General features: G+C 45.0%; 15 protein-coding genes. 14 read left to right on the top strand and 1 reads right to left on the bottom strand.

Annotation, left to right across the window (positions count from 1 at the left end):
• Positions 1-8: 8 nt before the first annotated feature.
• Entirely contained in the window at positions 9-302 is a 294-nt protein-coding gene (locus tag LCM00_RS17650; protein WP_224904593.1) for a DUF5634 family protein, read from the bottom strand.
• Between the two features lie 168 nt (positions 303-470).
• Here LCM00_RS17650 and LCM00_RS17645 point away from each other — a divergent pair, with 168 nt between their 5' ends.
• The 14 genes from LCM00_RS17645 to LCM00_RS17580 all read left to right on the top strand — a co-directional run bounded on the left by LCM00_RS17645 (position 471) and on the right by LCM00_RS17580 (position 14,853).
• Positions 471-920, top strand: coding sequence for a MarR family winged helix-turn-helix transcriptional regulator (locus tag LCM00_RS17645; protein WP_224904532.1), 450 nt, complete (start codon positions 471-473; stop codon positions 918-920).
• A complete protein-coding gene (locus LCM00_RS17640; RefSeq protein WP_224904530.1) occupies positions 920-2,473 on the top strand; it encodes an ABC transporter substrate-binding protein in 1,554 nt (517 codons plus the stop codon). Before LCM00_RS17645 ends, LCM00_RS17640 begins: the two co-directional genes overlap by 1 nt.
• 76 nt (positions 2,474-2,549) lie before the next feature.
• Positions 2,550-3,467 carry an ABC transporter permease gene (locus LCM00_RS17635; protein WP_224904528.1) on the top strand — a complete coding sequence of 306 codons (918 nt, stop codon included), beginning with the start codon at positions 2,550-2,552 and terminating at the stop codon, positions 3,465-3,467.
• A 12-nt stretch (positions 3,468-3,479) separates the two neighbouring features.
• Positions 3,480-4,388 (top strand): ABC transporter permease, encoded by a 909-nt coding sequence (locus tag LCM00_RS17630; protein ID WP_224904526.1) that lies wholly within the window; start codon positions 3,480-3,482, stop codon positions 4,386-4,388.
• Between the two features lie 14 nt (positions 4,389-4,402).
• Positions 4,403-5,419 (top strand): ABC transporter ATP-binding protein, encoded by a 1,017-nt coding sequence (locus LCM00_RS17625; RefSeq protein WP_224904524.1) that lies wholly within the window; start codon positions 4,403-4,405, stop codon positions 5,417-5,419.
• The gene (locus LCM00_RS17620) at positions 5,391-6,398 is read left to right on the top strand and encodes an ABC transporter ATP-binding protein (RefSeq protein ID WP_224904522.1); all 1,008 of its coding nucleotides are present in this window, start codon (positions 5,391-5,393) and stop codon (positions 6,396-6,398) included. Before LCM00_RS17625 ends, LCM00_RS17620 begins: the two co-directional genes overlap by 29 nt.
• The gene (locus tag LCM00_RS17615; protein ID WP_224904520.1) at positions 6,379-7,557 is read left to right on the top strand and encodes a M24 family metallopeptidase; all 1,179 of its coding nucleotides are present in this window, start codon (positions 6,379-6,381) and stop codon (positions 7,555-7,557) included. The genes LCM00_RS17620 and LCM00_RS17615 overlap by 20 nt, the downstream gene beginning before the upstream one ends.
• A 195-nt stretch (positions 7,558-7,752) precedes the next feature.
• The gene (locus tag LCM00_RS17610; RefSeq protein ID WP_224904518.1) at positions 7,753-8,178 is read left to right on the top strand and encodes a flavoprotein; all 426 of its coding nucleotides are present in this window, start codon (positions 7,753-7,755) and stop codon (positions 8,176-8,178) included.
• A gap of 78 nt (positions 8,179-8,256) precedes the next feature.
• Positions 8,257-8,964, top strand: a complete 708-nt coding sequence (locus LCM00_RS17605) for a hypothetical protein (protein ID WP_224904516.1) — start codon at positions 8,257-8,259, stop codon at positions 8,962-8,964.
• A gap of 85 nt (positions 8,965-9,049) precedes the next feature.
• A complete protein-coding gene (locus LCM00_RS17600) occupies positions 9,050-9,769 on the top strand; it encodes a FadR/GntR family transcriptional regulator (RefSeq protein ID WP_224904514.1) in 720 nt (239 codons plus the stop codon).
• 226 nt (positions 9,770-9,995) lie between these two features.
• Positions 9,996-11,780: an L-lactate permease gene (locus LCM00_RS17595; RefSeq protein WP_224904512.1), complete on the top strand. Its 1,785-nt coding sequence runs from the start codon at positions 9,996-9,998 to the stop codon at positions 11,778-11,780.
• Positions 11,781-11,965: 185 nt separating this feature from the next.
• The gene (locus LCM00_RS17590) at positions 11,966-12,682 is read left to right on the top strand and encodes a (Fe-S)-binding protein (RefSeq protein ID WP_224904591.1); all 717 of its coding nucleotides are present in this window, start codon (positions 11,966-11,968) and stop codon (positions 12,680-12,682) included.
• A 27-nt stretch (positions 12,683-12,709) separates the two neighbouring features.
• Positions 12,710-14,137, top strand: coding sequence for a LutB/LldF family L-lactate oxidation iron-sulfur protein (locus tag LCM00_RS17585; RefSeq protein WP_224904510.1), 1,428 nt, complete (start codon positions 12,710-12,712; stop codon positions 14,135-14,137).
• Positions 14,137-14,853, top strand: a complete 717-nt coding sequence (locus LCM00_RS17580; RefSeq protein WP_224904509.1) for a LutC/YkgG family protein — start codon at positions 14,137-14,139, stop codon at positions 14,851-14,853. The genes LCM00_RS17585 and LCM00_RS17580 overlap by 1 nt, the downstream gene beginning before the upstream one ends.
• Positions 14,854-15,309 lie beyond the last annotated feature (456 nt).

Raw genomic sequence — 15,309 nt, 5'->3', positions numbered from 1 at the left:
CCTATATGTTAAATTTCCTTGAGTGCACTTTCCAGATCTCCATAGCCCCTTTTATCCTGGAGCTCCGGATCATCCGTCTCAGCCGTCCAGCCGCTTCCAAGAGCCGTAAAGCTTCCATCCTCCTGCTGTGCAAAAGGTGTATGTATATGGAACGTCCGATCATCCTTCTTGACCGTACAGCCAAAATAATAGCGTCCGCCCTGGCCCGGCTCCTCATAAGTGCCTATACTGTCCGCCCCGTATTCATTCAAATAGCCCTCAAAAGACCTCTGCAAATCCGCCAGAATCTGCTCACGCGTCATCGATTCCAATGTGCTGTCTCCCTTCATGTAGTCTGCTTTTAATATGGCTTGGTTTTGGGGGATTATTCCTATAAATGCTTCCGTAAGAAATTTCATATAAGGTTGACAAAAGCAACTTGTAATTTTAGAATATAAATTAAATTCAGAAAAGTTAGAAAAGAGGAAGTCATGAAAGATCAGTATATCCAGGATATAAAGAGATTTAACAGGTTTTATACGAGAGTAATGGGACTGTTTGATTTATATACAGATGAAAGTCCTTACTCTGCTACAGAGGCACTGATTCTATTTGAAATATCCAACCAGGAAAAATGTACAGCTGCCTTCTTATCAGAGCACTTCTTGCTTGATAAAGGTTATGTCAGCAGAATGCTAAAGCGTTTTGATCAAGAAGGCTTAATTGGAAGAATAACTTCTGAGTCAGATAGACGAATTCAATATATCAATCTTACAAAGATAGGAGAAGAGGCGCTTATGTCGCTTGCAGAAAAGGCGAGCGGAAATGTGAGGAAAATGATCGAAGGAATCTCTGAGGAAGAAGTTAAAAGACTTATTGAGTCAATGCATCAGGTTGAAAACATATTGCATCCGAAAATTCTGACAGGGGGAGATGTTTAGTGAAGAGAAGTATTTTTCTTGGTTTGCTTTTGGCCAGTATATTTATGTTATTGACGGCATGTACAGAAGGAACAGCCGGGACAGATGATTCGTCGAGTCCAGATGGTAAAACAGACGAGAAAAAAGACAGCCTTGTGGTTGCATTTGAGTCAGATGCCGGCACACTTATTGCTAATTCGGATGTTAACTATGTAACAGATGCTCAAATCCGGAATATATATGATCCATTAATCGATAGAAATGGCGAAACAGGAGAATTTGTTCCTGTACTTGCTGAAGAATGGGAGAACATAGATGAACTTACCTGGAGGCTAAAGCTTAAAGAGGGCGTGAAATTTCACAATGGTGCTGATTTTAATGCAGAAGCTGTTAAGTTCAGCATTGATTATATTCTCGATGAAGCAAACCAGTCCTTTTACAGATCCCGTTGGGTAAATGTTAAGGAAGTGACTGTTATCTCTCCAACAGAAATTGAGATTTCAACCTCCCAGCCTTTTCCGAGTCTTATCCAAAGGATTGCAGAAGATTTGCTGATAATGGAACCGGGTTATTTTAAGGAAGCAGGACCGGAAGTAGCTGCTAAGAAACCCGTTGGCACAGGAGCATATAAATTTGTAGAGTGGTCACGGGATAACTATTTAAAACTCGAGGCTTTTAAGGACTATTGGAAAGGAACACCGGAAATAAGGAATCTGGAATTCCGTTACATTCCTGAGTTCAGTTCCCGTTTATCAGCTTTTTTAAGTGGGGAAGTAGATTTATTTAAAAACATTCCTGTTGATTCCGTAGATAAAGTGAAGAGCGATCAAAATTCAAAAGTGGAGGAGGTAGCATCCTCCAGGATCAATTACCTTGCTCTTAATACATTTGCTGATGGCCCGCTTAAAGATGAAAAAGTACGTCAGGCTTTAAATTATGCTATCGACACAGATGAATTGCTTGAGTCTGTCTTAAATGGCCATGGAACCAAGATGACAGGGCCTTTATCAAAAATTAACACTGAATATTCTGAGACTGAAGGATATGGATATGATCCGGAAAAAGCAAAAGCATTGCTGGAAGAATCCGGGTATAATCCTGAAGAACTTACATTAACCCTTGATACTCCTAATGGGCGTTATCCAATGGATTCCCAGGTTGCACAGGCAATTGCAGCACAGCTACAGCGAATTGGCGTTAAAGTAAATGTTCAGGTGAATGAATGGGGTGCCCATCTTGAAAAAATTCGCAACAGAGAAATGAAAGATATGTTTATTCTGGGGTGGGGTCCAGCATTTGATGCACAGTCAACGATTGAAAATCTGTTTACTGAAGCAGCCCCATACAGCAGTTTCTATGATAAAGAAATTGAGGCTGAAATATATAAGACAAATGCTTTGTTTGACGAAAAAGAAAGATTTGATGGTTATGCAGAGCTGCAAAAGAAGTTAGTAGATAAGGCTGCCTGGGTACCGCTATGGCAGCAGGCAGATCTCTATGCTGTTCGAAAAGATTTAAATTTTAAAGCTAGAGTCGATGAAAAAATCCAGGCTTTTGAAATGTCTTGGAATTAACCTTGAAGAAGGGGAGAGGGCATAGCCCCTCCCCTTCAAAATAACTTTATGATCCTACATAAGCGGGGTGAGTAATTTGCTGGATTTTGTATTGAAAAGGCTGGTTCAGGTTGCTTTAGTAGTATTACTTGCGCTAACGGTTGTTTTTTTTCTTATTCGGTTATCAGGTGATCCTACAGCACTATTCCTGCCTCCAGATGCACCAAAAGAACAAATTGATGAATACCGAAAGCTTTTAGGATTCGACAGGCCAATCCTGATCCAGTATGCGGACTTTATGTCCAATGCTGTACAGGGAGACTTCGGCCAGTCTCTTCGGAGCAGGGAATCAGCGTTGCCTTTAGTGCTGGAGCGGCTTCCAGCCACCTTTCAACTCGCCATCTCGGCTTTAATTCTTTCCTTGCTGATAGCCATTCCACTAGGAGTTCTATCAGCATATAAAAGGAATTCGGTATTTGATCGAATCGGCGTAGCTTTAACTGTACTTGGCCAGGCAGTTCCAAGTTTTTGGCTGGGATTGCTGCTCATTTTTACTTTTGCTGCCACGTTTAATGTTCTTCCTTCTGGTGGAGGAGGAACGGCGATGCATTTAATTTTGCCGACAATTACACTTGCGGCGTATAGTGTTGCAAGATTTACTAGATTTACCCGATCCACGATGCTTGATGTGCTGAGAAAAGATTACATTAGAACAGCCAAAGCCTCAGGTGTACCAACTTTTCGTCTTGTTGCTCGATTTGCACTTAAGAATTCGCTGATTCCCATTATCACCCTTGTTGCTTTGGATTTAGGAACTCTGCTGGGGGGAGCCGTTATAACTGAAGTTGTATTTGCATGGCCAGGGATTGGCAGATTGCTGATGCAGTCGCTTATGAACAGAGACTTTCCCATTGTTTTAGCAGGTGTTTTCATTATTGCACTCATATACGCAGTCATTAATTTTATTGCTGATTTGCTATATGCATATGTAAATCCTCAAATTAGAGTAAAGTAGGTGGAATGAGCCATGTCAGTTAAACTCCAGGAAGCCTCACCAGTGATGCCACAGAATACATATAAGTCCAATCGGCCGTCTGCTGTTTCCTTTTTCTTTAGAAATTTACTGAAAAGCTGGACAGGGATGGCCGGATTTTTAATCATCCTACTATTGTTGTTCGTAAGTATTTTCGGTAAATGGATAACCCCCTTTGATCCGCTTTTTGCAGACTTTAGCAAAAAGCTCCTTCCTCCGTTGACAGAAGGACATCTCCTAGGCACAGACCAGCTCGGCAGGGATATTTTTTCAAGAATTATTCTTGGTGCAAGAACATCTGTCATTATTGGTGTCACTACGGTTTTGATTGCAGGGATATTTGGTACTTTTATTGGAATAATTTCTGGCTATTTTAGAGGGTGGCTGGATGTCATATTAATGAGGATTGTAGATGTCCAACTAAGCTTTCCATTTATCCTGCTGGTCCTTGTTATCAATGCCATAATTGGTTCAGGTTTGAGAAACATTATTATTTCCCTTGCTATTGGCGGATGGGTAATTTTTGCCCGTGTAATCCGCAGTGAGGTACTGGCACTAAGGGAGAAAGAATATATCTCAGCTTCCGTAGCGACTGGTGTTTCTAGAGCGGGGATTCTATTCAAACATATACTTCCCAACTTATTCACACCAATTATTATTCTTTCTTCTCTTCAAATCGCTACTTATATTATTGCTGAAGCTTCTGTTAGCTTTCTGGGATTCGGTGTTCAGCCGCCAGAGCCTGCATGGGGAAACATGCTAAACGAAGGTAAGGATTATATCTTTAGTTCCTGGTGGCTGATCACTTTTCCTGGAATCGCGATCATGATAGCTGCACTTGGAGTAAATCTGTTTGGGGATTGGCTTCGGGATACGTTGGACCCAGAACTAAAGGGTGAATGAAAGGAGGTAGCTCAGTGCAAGAGGATTTTCTGCTGGTTAAAGATCTGTACATACAATTTGGCACAGGAAAAGAGAAGGTGCAACCTATACGAGGTGTAAGCTTTACTCTTCAAAAAGGTGAAACTCTTGGGATTGTAGGAGAATCAGGCTGTGGAAAAAGCGTTACTTCACTTGCTCTAATGGGTCTGTTGCCAGAAAAGACGAGTGAAATTGTTTCAGGGAAAATCAGCTTTGAGGGAAAAGATTTAACTAAATTAAAGGATAAGCAATTTCGCAGGATTCGCGGAAATGATATTTCCATGATTTTTCAAGAACCAATGACCTCTCTCAATCCCGTTTTTACAATTGGAGAACAGTTGAGCGAACCTCTAAGGCAGCATAAGAAGCTATCTAAATCTCAATCAAGAAATGCTGTTCTCGATATGCTGAAACAGGTTGGTCTTCCAAGGGCGGAGCAAATAATTAATGAGTATCCTCATCAGTTATCAGGAGGAATGAGGCAAAGAGTAATGATATCACTTGCCCTGCTATGCCAGCCAAAGCTAATGATTGCCGATGAGCCCACCACAGCTCTAGATGTAACCATACAGGCGCAAATCTTAGAACTGTTAAAAGAAGTTCGAAGAAAAAACGATATGAGTCTAATACTGATTACTCATGATTTGGGCGTTGTTGCAGAGATGTGTGACAGGGTTGTTGTTATGTATGCAGGAGAAGTGGTTGAACAAGCGGGAGTGAATGAATTATTTGATGAACCCCTGCATCCGTATACCGAAGGGCTGTTAAAGTCTCTCCCTTCAAGCAATGATCGTAAGAGCAAGTTGTTTTCAATCAGCGGGCAAGTACCAAGGCCATCTGAAATTAATGAAGGGTGTGCCTTTGCAAATAGATGCCCCTATGTTTTAGAAAAGTGTCTGATAGAAAAACCGCCATTATTTAAAAAGGGGGAACATGCCAGTAAATGCTGGCTAAGGGATCCACAGATTAAGAGGGGGCAGGAAAATGGGGAATTCCACTCTGCTAGAGGTTAAAAATCTAAAAAAGTATTATGAGATTCCTCAAGGAATGTTCAAAGCAAATATTATGGTCAAGGCAGTGGATGGAGTAACATTTTCAATTAATAGAGGTGAAACCTTCGCATTAGTAGGGGAGTCTGGCTGCGGTAAATCTACTACAGGGAAGACCATATTGAAGTTGACTGATCCTACAGCTGGTGAAGTAATTTTTAATGGAATAAATATTGCCTCATTGCCGTACTCAAAGATGCGTTCACTTCGAAGTCAGATACAGATGGTTTTTCAAGACCCATATGCTTCTTTAAATCCTAAAAAAACAGTTCGGCAAATACTAATGGAACCACTGCAGATTCATCAAAATTATGATAAGGCTGAAAGAATTAAAAGAATCATAAATATATTAAAGATTGTAGGATTGTCTGAGCATCACTTAGACAGGTTTCCACACGAATTTTCTGGAGGACAGAGGCAGCGGATCGGAATTGCAAGAGCTGTCATCGTTCAGCCTGATTTTATTATTGCAGATGAACCGGTGTCTGCATTAGATGTGTCAGTCCAATCACAGGTTATTAACTTGCTGCTTGAATTGCAGGGAGAGTTTGGTTTAACGTATCTCTTTATATCTCATGATTTAAGTGTAATAAAGCATATGACAGACCGAGTGGCTGTCATGTACTTAGGCAAAGTAGTAGAGATTGCATATACAGAAGATTTATTTCGGGACCCCAAACACCCTTATACTCAGGCTTTGCTATCAGCTGTACCTATTAGGCATCCGCGGGAGCAAAAGGAAAGAATAATCTTAAAAGGAGATGTTCCCAATCCTGCTAATCCTCCAACGGGGTGTACTTTCCATCCGAGATGCCCATTTGCTATGGAAATTTGCCAGGCTGAATACCCAGAAAATATCTCATTTGAAGATGGCCATACTGCAGCCTGTCATCTATATAAAAATCAAGAGGAGGAAGTTGAGAATGCTATTAGCCATACCTAAACATGAATTTAAGGAGCGACAAACTAAGTTTATTGAAAAAATGGGTGACAAAAGCTGTGAGGCAGCAGTTATTTTTGCTGTTGCAGATATTTTTTATCTAACAGGATTTCATTTTCATCCAACAGAGCGTCCTATCGGCCTATTCGTAGATCCGAGCCAAAAGTTCCATTTATTTCTTCCTGCCTTGGAGCATGAACATGCAGAGGAGTATGGAGTAGTAGATCATGTGCACTCATATCCTGAGTATCCTGGAATCAAGCATCCAATGGAGTATCTTAAAGCGTTATTTCTGGAATACGGATTAGAAAATAAGACAGTTGGCTATGATGCCCTAGGTTATGGTTCTTCAATGGGATATCGTGGGGAATCTATTGATCAACTAATCTCTGTGAAGCAATTTGTCTCTTTAAAGGGCCTTATTGAAGAACTTAGATTCATAAAAAGCAGCAACGAAATAGAGTTGATAAAAGAATCGTGCAGATGGGGCAATTTAGCACATAGATTGCTGCAAAAGTATACTAAAGCGGGACTTAGTGAGATTGAAATCACAGGGAAAGCATCAATGGAAGCAACAATGGCAATGATTGAAACCCTGGGAACAGAATACAAGCCTCACGGAAAGACTGCATATGCTATCTTTAGAGGACAAATTGGACCTGAATCGGCATTTCCACATGCTGTGACACAAAACATAGTTCTTAAGAAGGGAGATACACTTGTTACTGGTGCGGCATCTGATGTTTTTGGATATACAAGTGAACTTGAGAGAACCATGTTTGTTGAGGAAGTAGATAAGGAACAGGAAAAATATTTTGAGCATATGTATGAAGCACAGAATGTGGCTTTTTCTGCAATAAAGCCAGGAAAGACCTGTTCAGAAGTTGAAGAAGCAGTACAGGAGTATTTTAAAGAGGCGGGTATTACTGAACTCACAAGCCATCATACTGGCCATGCTATTGGATTGCTTGGACATGAAGCGCCTTTCTTTGATTTAGGAGACCATACTGAGATAAAGCCGGGAATGGTGTTTACAGTAGAGCCGGGAATCTATGTGAGAGGCTTGGGCGGCTTTAGACATTCTGATACTGTCTTGGTTACTGATAATGGGATTGAAATGCTAACCTATTATCCAAGAGATCTGGCTTCACTTATCTGCTAAAAAGTCACCTGGCCGCTTTAAGTGGCCAGGTGATCTTTCTATCTTAGCAAATGCAAGGCTAAGAGACACATTTAATAGCGTAGCTAACCAACACCGGTAGTGTCTGTCATCAATTAAAAAAGAATTCATTCTAAGAGGATATCCCTTCTCAACTGTAGAAGTTAACTCCAACAAGAATATGCAGGAGGCTGAGCAATGGACCAGGAATTCAGAAGGTTTCTCAACCATTATCTCCACGTCTGGAGGAACTCATCGCTCGAGGAAATGAAAGAGCTGATATCAAAGGATTACCAGGCAAGGGAAATCCGCGGAGATCAGATTGATGATTTTGGCTACGGGGAGTCAATCAAAGGCTGGGAGCAGGGCTTTCAGTATGTAAAAGAGAATGAAGGAATCTGGGATTTGAAGGAGCTGGCTGTCATTCCGCTGAAGGAAGATGAAGTGATGGCGGTCTTGTCGGCCTCGATTATTATAAAGGGTGAACGGCTCGGCACAGCCAATCTCTTTTTCGATACCTTCAAAAAGGACGGAGAAGGCAGCTGGAAGCAGGCCAGGAGCTATGTAGAAACAGGAATTTCCCCGGAGAGAATCGGGAGCCTACAGCTCCAGCAGCATATCTGAAGAGGACCATGCACAGTGGTCCTTTTTCTTTGTTATCATACATATAACAGTAAATGGAACCAGCAGGAGGTGAACTTCATGATCAATCTGGATTTTACAGGTAACGCAGTAGAATGGGCAGCCGCCATATTGGCTTATGCAGCTGTTGTGATCGCCGCTATCGTTTTATATAGAAAGCAGGATGAAAAGCCAAAGGTTTTAAAAGTTATCCTCGTTATGATTATTGGACTCTTTTCTTTTTCAATTAACTGGCAAAGTGACGGCCTGCTCATCCGGCTGCCGATACTGCCTCTCGGGGTATGGATTCTCTATTTTTTCTCCAGGGGCAAAGAAGGAAGATGGGCAAAGTACCGGCGGTTTGCCTGGCTCGGGTTTGCTGCTAATTTTGCCCTGCTTGCAGCTTCACTTGCAGCGGCTATGTTCTATCACGCGATCTATGATACAAAGGATCCTGCCGTCTATTTGTCCAATGTTGAAAAGGCGGAAGTAGTCCTGCTGCACCCATCTGCAGAAAAAACAGTTCTCCGCCCGGGAGCCCTGATGGAGACAGGAACATGGACCAGGGAAAATGTTGATAGTGAAGAATGGTACAGGGAAATAACGATGGAAGAGACTCGTGATGAAAGATTTCCTTATCTGCTTTCCGGGGCAGAGCCTAAATGGGGAAGCGGCCTGGAGTCAGTTATTTATATTGAAAAAGATGGGAGGGGCATATTGATCTCTGGGCCGGATGCTCAGCTGTATTATCGGGCTGAAGTGCCGCTGACCGAACCCCTTTCCAGATAAAAAGGGTTTTAGCCGGCCTCTCCGCATTGTCCGTTCATCCATTATGCTATAAAATCAGAATCAGAAGGATAATGGGGTGAGCCATGTGAACTATAAACGGATTAAACCGCGCAAAATATATGAAGAAATCGCTGAAGCGCTTATGGATATGATTAAGTCAGGTGAGCTGAAGCCGGGGGATAAGCTTGCTTCGGTCCAGCAGCTGGCGGAAAACTTCCAGGTTGGCAGGTCCGCCGTCCGCGAGGCCTTGAGCGCTTTGCGGGCCATGGGGCTTGTGGAAATGCATCAGGGCGAGGGAACCTATATCAGGGAATTTGATTCCAATATGCTGACACTTCCAGTGTATACAGCCATGCTGATGAAAAAGACCGATGTCAAAAATCTTCTGGAGGTGCGGAGGATCCTTGAGGTCGGTGCCGTCAGCGCTTCTGCTGAAAGGCGTACGGAAGAGCAGCTGGCTGAAATTGAAGCAGCGCTTGAGCAGATGAAAAAGGCGAGCGATGAAGAGCTTGGGGAAGAAGCGGATTTTCAGTTTCATATGGCGATTGCCAAGGCGTCGCAAAATGATCTGCTGATCAGCCTGATGAATAATGTCTCCGAAATGATGGTCACCACCATGCGTGAGACAAGGAGAATCTGGCTGTATTCTACAGAAAAAGCTTTGGGCCGCCTCACACTAGAGCACCAAAGCATCTATGAAAGCATCCGGGACCAGGATGGTCCCCGCGCCCAGCAGCTCATGCTCGACCACCTGCATAGTGTGGAAGAGGTCCTGATGAAATATATGAACGAAATGGAAGAGTGAGAGCCTGCATCCGAGGGGATGCAGGCTTATTTATTTTCTATGATTCATTACCCGGTATTTAGGAATCATTTAAAACCAAAAAGCGGGACTCCCTGCAAAAATTAATATCTGAAAATTTCCTATTGTAATGTGAAAGCGTTTTACTTATACTGTTTAATAGAATAAAGTCATCTGATGACCTGTTAACATGATGAATGAATATGCTATTAAAAAGGAGAGAAAAACCATGAGTATTGGAATGCTCGCTCTCATTGCTACCATACCGATTGTTTCGGTGTTTGTTTTTTTAGTTATATTGAGATGGCCAGCGAATAAGGCGATGCCTTTATCGCTGATCGTAACCGTCCTGATGGCCATGGCTGTCTGGAAGGTGCCTGGCGCCCAGATCGGGGCTGCGGCCGTCAAAGGCCTGGCAACCGCCCTTGAAGTAGGGGTAATTGTCTTCGGAGCAATCCTGCTTCTTAACACCTTGAAAGAAAGCGGTGCCATCTTTACGATACGTAAAGGCTTTATGAGCATCTCGCCTGACAGGCGCATCCAGACGATCATCGTCTGCTGGCTGTTTGGTTCCTTCCTGGAAGGTGCCGCAGGATGGGGAGCCCCGGCGACAATTGTCGGCCCGCTCCTTGTGGCAATCGGATTCCCGGCCATGGGAGCTGTCATGGTTGCCCTGATCCTGCAGTCAACACCGGTATCATATGGAGCCGTCGGTACACCGATCCTGATCGGCGTCAATACGGGCCTGAAGGATTCGCCGCTTGTCCAAAGCTATGTTGCTGAACAAGGCACAACGATGGAGGCATACATAAACGGAATCGGCGGCCAGGTTGCCCTGATCCACGGAGTGATTGGGATCTTCATCCCGCTCTTTATGGTTACGATGCTGACTTATTTCTTCGGCAAAAATAAATCGATTGCAGAAGGGCTTGCCATCTGGAAGTTTGCTATTTTCGCAGGACTCGCATTCACGGTGCCTTACGCGCTTGTGGCCAATCTCCTTGGACCGGAATTTCCGTCCATGATCGGCGGTTTGATAGGACTCGCCATTGTGGTGCCGGCAGCAAGGAAGGGATTCCTTGTTCCGAAAAAGTCATGGGATTTTGATTCAGCAAACAACTGGGATCCTGCCTGGACGGGAACCCTCCAGGTTGATAAAGAAGATGCTGCGAAAAAGCCTGTCTCTTTCCTGGCAGCCTGGATGCCTTACATCCTTGTTGCAGTACTGCTGGTACTGACAAGACTGAAGACCCTCCCGTTTGCCGGCTGGATCCAGTCCTGGGTCATCAGCCTTGAAAATGTATTCGGGACAGTCATCACGGTCGAATCCAAGCCATTGAATATTCCAGGTGTTGTATTCATTGCTGTATCGCTGATCTCCATTCTTATATACAGGATGAATATGAAAGCATATGGCCGGGCGGTCAAAGATTCATTCAAAACCGTTGTCAGTGCCATGGCAGCCCTGATTTTTGCGGTGCCGATGGTCCAGGTATTCATCAATTCCGGCGTCAACGCAGCTGACTATACCAGCATGCCGCTCGCACTCGCAGAGGGCATATCAGAGATATTCGGCTCCTACTGGCCGCTTGCAGCACCGACAATCGGAGCGATCGGCGCATTTGCGGCAGGAAGCAATACAATCAGCAATATGATGTTTTCGCTCTTCCAGTTCGGGGTGGCAGACAATATCATGGCAGCTCCTGCCACAATCGTCGCCCTGCAGGCAGTCGGCGGGGCAGCCGGCAACATGATCTGTGTGCACAATGTGGTTGCTGCCTCTTCTTCCGCAGGCCTGATCGGAAAAGAAGGAAATTTGATCAGAAAAACACTGATCCCGATGACCTTCTATGTCATTTTTGCCGGGGGAATCGGCTATACAGCCATCAACGGCTTTGGCTTGAATGCAGGGACAGCCATCCTCGCGCTTGCCGCCGGCTTCATCCTTGTGATGCTGTACAAAGGGGAAAAACAGAACCGTACGGAAAGCAGGCAGCTGAAAAAAACAGCTTGATAATCGGCAGGTCCCCTAAATGGGGCCTGTCTTTTTCTTGGAAAAGTATTTTAGTATACTAAAGTCATCTGATGACCTGTTGACTATAAGCCTATAAAGATTTAAACTATATAGTAACAAAAGTTTAAAAAGTGAATCAGCTTTCAAAAGAAGTGAAAGCGATAACAAGGAAAAAGGTGAAAACGATGAAAGTATCATTATTTGTTACCTGCCTGATCGATATATTCCAGACGGAAGCGGGAAAAGATACCGTGGAGCTGCTTGAAAGGCTCGGCTGCGAGGTCGATTTCCCGGAGCGCCAGACATGCTGCGGACAGCCTGCCTATAACAGCGGCTATGTAGGAAAAGCGAAAGAATCGATGAAACATATGATAAAAGTTTTTGAGCATGCAGATTATGTTGTTTCTCCTTCCGGGTCGTGCAGCACGATGTTCAAAGAATATCCCCATATTTTCAAAGGGGACCCGAAATGGGAAGAAAGGGCCCAGCGATTGGCTGATAAAACGTTTGAACTGACACAGTTCATTGTTGATGTGCTCGGCGTTGAGGATGTCGGTGCCAGGCTTGATGGGAAGGCAACCTACCATACTTCCTGCCATATGACGAGGCTGCTCGGGGTGAAGGAAGCGCCGATGAAGCTGCTGAGCAATGTAAAGGGGCTTGAAATGAGACCGCTCCAGAACAGCTATGACTGCTGCGGATTTGGAGGCACTTTTTCTGTGAAAATGACACCGATTTCAGAGCAGATGGTCGATGAAAAAGTCATGCATATTGAAGAATCAGAGGCTGATATTTTAATAGGCGGCGATTGCGGCTGCCTGATGAATATCGGCGGACGGATCGAGAGGCACGGAAAGCAGATCAAAGTGATGCATATAGCATCCGTCCTGAACAGCAGGTAAAAGTGCAGAGAAAAAGGGGGAATGAAAATGGCAATGAAGATTGGGGATAAGCCCTTCAAGGAACGGGTCGCCGGCGGCATCAATGATACGTTTATGCGCGGAGCCGTTTCCTCTGCACAGGGGCGATTCCGGACAGGGCGCCTGAATGCAGCGGAAGAGCTTGGGAACTGGGAGGACTGGCGCCAGCTTGGCGAAGAAATCCGCTCCCATACAATAGAAAATCTTGACTACTATCTGGAGCAGCTGAGCGAAAATGTCGCAAAGCGCGGCGGCCATGTCTTTTTTGCGGAAACGGCGGAAGAAGCGAATGAATATATAACAAGCGTTGTAAAACAGAAAAAAGGAAAAAAGGTCGTTAAGTCCAAATCAATGGTCACAGAAGAAATTAATATGAATGAGGCACTTGAAAAGGCCGGCTGCGAAGTAATTGAAACCGACCTCGGGGAGTGGATCCTGCAGGTCGATGACCATGATCCGCCTTCCCATATCGTCACGCCCGCACTTCATAAAAACAAAGAACAAATCCGTGACGTGTTCAAAGCGAAGCTCGGCTATGACAAAACGGAAAAGCCGGAAGAGCTGGCCTTGTTTGCACGGGAAAAGCTTCGCAAGGAATTCCTTGAGGCGGACATCGGCATCACAGGCTGCAATTTTGCGATTGCAGAATCCGGCACGGTTTCTCTTGTGACGAATGAAGGGAATGCCAGAATGGTCACGGCAATCCCGAAGACGCAAATCACCGTTATGGGTATGGAGCGGATTGTTCCAACATGGGAAGAAATGGAGGTCCTGGTCAGCCTTTTGACAAGGGCGGCAGTCGGGCAGAAGCTGACAAGCTATGTTACCGGCCTGACGGGGCCAAAGCAGGAGGGCGATGTTGACGGGCCAGAGGAATTCCACCTGGTGATCGTCGATAATGGGCGCTCGAAGATATTGGGGACGGCCTTCCAGTCGATCCTGCACTGCATCCGCTGTGCAGCCTGCATCAATGTATGCCCGGTCTACCGCCATGTAGGCGGACATTCTTACGGCTCCATCTATCCAGGCCCTGTCGGCGCTGTCCTGTCTCCATTATTGGGAGGATATGATGAATTTAAAGAACTTCCTTACGCGTCGACCTTATGCGCTGCATGCACGGAAGCGTGCCCGGTGAAGATCCCGCTTCACGAGCATCTGCTGCGCCACCGCCAGGAAATCGTCGAGAAAGAGGGCAGGGCTCCTGCTTTTGAGAACCTTTCCATGAAGGCCTTCAGTATGGGTACCGCTTCACCGGCCATGTACAATATCGGTTCAAAGCTTGCGCCGACAGCACTTGGCGTCTTTTCAAAGGATGAGAAAATCTCCAAAGGACCCGGACCGCTGAAAAATTGGACAGATATCCGCGAATTCCCTGCCCCTAAGAAAGACCGGTTCAGGGACTGGTTCAAAAAGAGAGAAAAAGAGGGTGACAAATAATGCCTGCAGGACAAATCCAAAACCGCTCCTCTTTCCTGGATAACCTGGCGAAGAATCTTGGACGGGAACGGCGCAAATCTGTTGAAAAGCCGGCCTGGAAGCATAATCCGCAGTGGGAGGTCCTGAAGGGCTTTTCACAGGATGAGCTTGCCGAAGTCCTCATCAAGCAATGTGAAATCATCCATACAGAAGTGCATCGGACAGTAACAGCAGACCTTCCTTTTCTGATTACAGAACTGATAAAGGAAACAGGCGGAAAATCGGTCGTCAGATGGGATGATCCCCGTTTTGAAGAATGCGGGCTCGGCAGCATCCAAAGCACCCTTAAAACGGACGGAATTGATCTGCATGTATGGGATCCCGAAACCGGGGAAGAAAACCTCGCCATTTCAGCAACCGCTGATATCGGGATCACCTTCAGTGACACAACCCTGGCAGAATCCGGTACCGTTGTCCTATTCAGCGGCCAAGGAAAAGGGCGGTCCGTCAGCCTCCTGCCAGCCATCTACTTTGCCATCATCCCCAAAAGCACCATCGTACCGAGGATGACCCAGGCAGCCAAAGCCATCCACGAAATGGCAGCCAGAGGAGAAGAAGTCCCATCCTGCATCAATTTCATCTCCGGCCCAAGCAACAGCGCCGACATCGAAATGAACCTCATCGTCGGCGTCCATGGCCCTGTCAAAGCTGTTTATCTTGTAGTGGATGACTTATAAGGAAAGCTGACGAAATTCAGCTGTTCAGTAAATTAAAGGTTCCCAAAAACAAGTTATAAGCAGACTAAGAGTTGCTTAAACTGTTAATTTTTCAACCGGAGGCTTACCATTAAACTTTGAAAACCTGCAACGCAAATCAGCAGTCCCCATTAGCAAGGGAAAAAGAGTCTATGGATTGTATTTAATAACTTCTTAATAGGAACCATACCATAAAATTTCAAAGCCCCTGCTGATTGGAGTGGAAGGCACGAAGACTCCTCATAAAATGCATGCGCATTTTCTTCGTGCGATGCAAATTCGAGGATGAGGATTCAACGTCCTGCGGGAGATAGCGGAAATGTTGAGACCCCGCAGCGCGTAAGCGTGAGGAGGCTCAACTCCGCCCCACGGAAAGCGAAGTGCCTGCAACGCAAATCAACAGCCCCCATCAAGAAGTGATAAATATTGTATAAGCTG

This window comes from Bacillus infantis (assembly GCF_020171945.1).
GTDB classification, from domain to species: domain Bacteria; phylum Bacillota; class Bacilli; order Bacillales; family Cytobacillaceae; genus Bacillus_AB; species Bacillus_AB infantis_A.
This window is presented reverse-complemented; position numbering and strand designations above follow the sequence as displayed.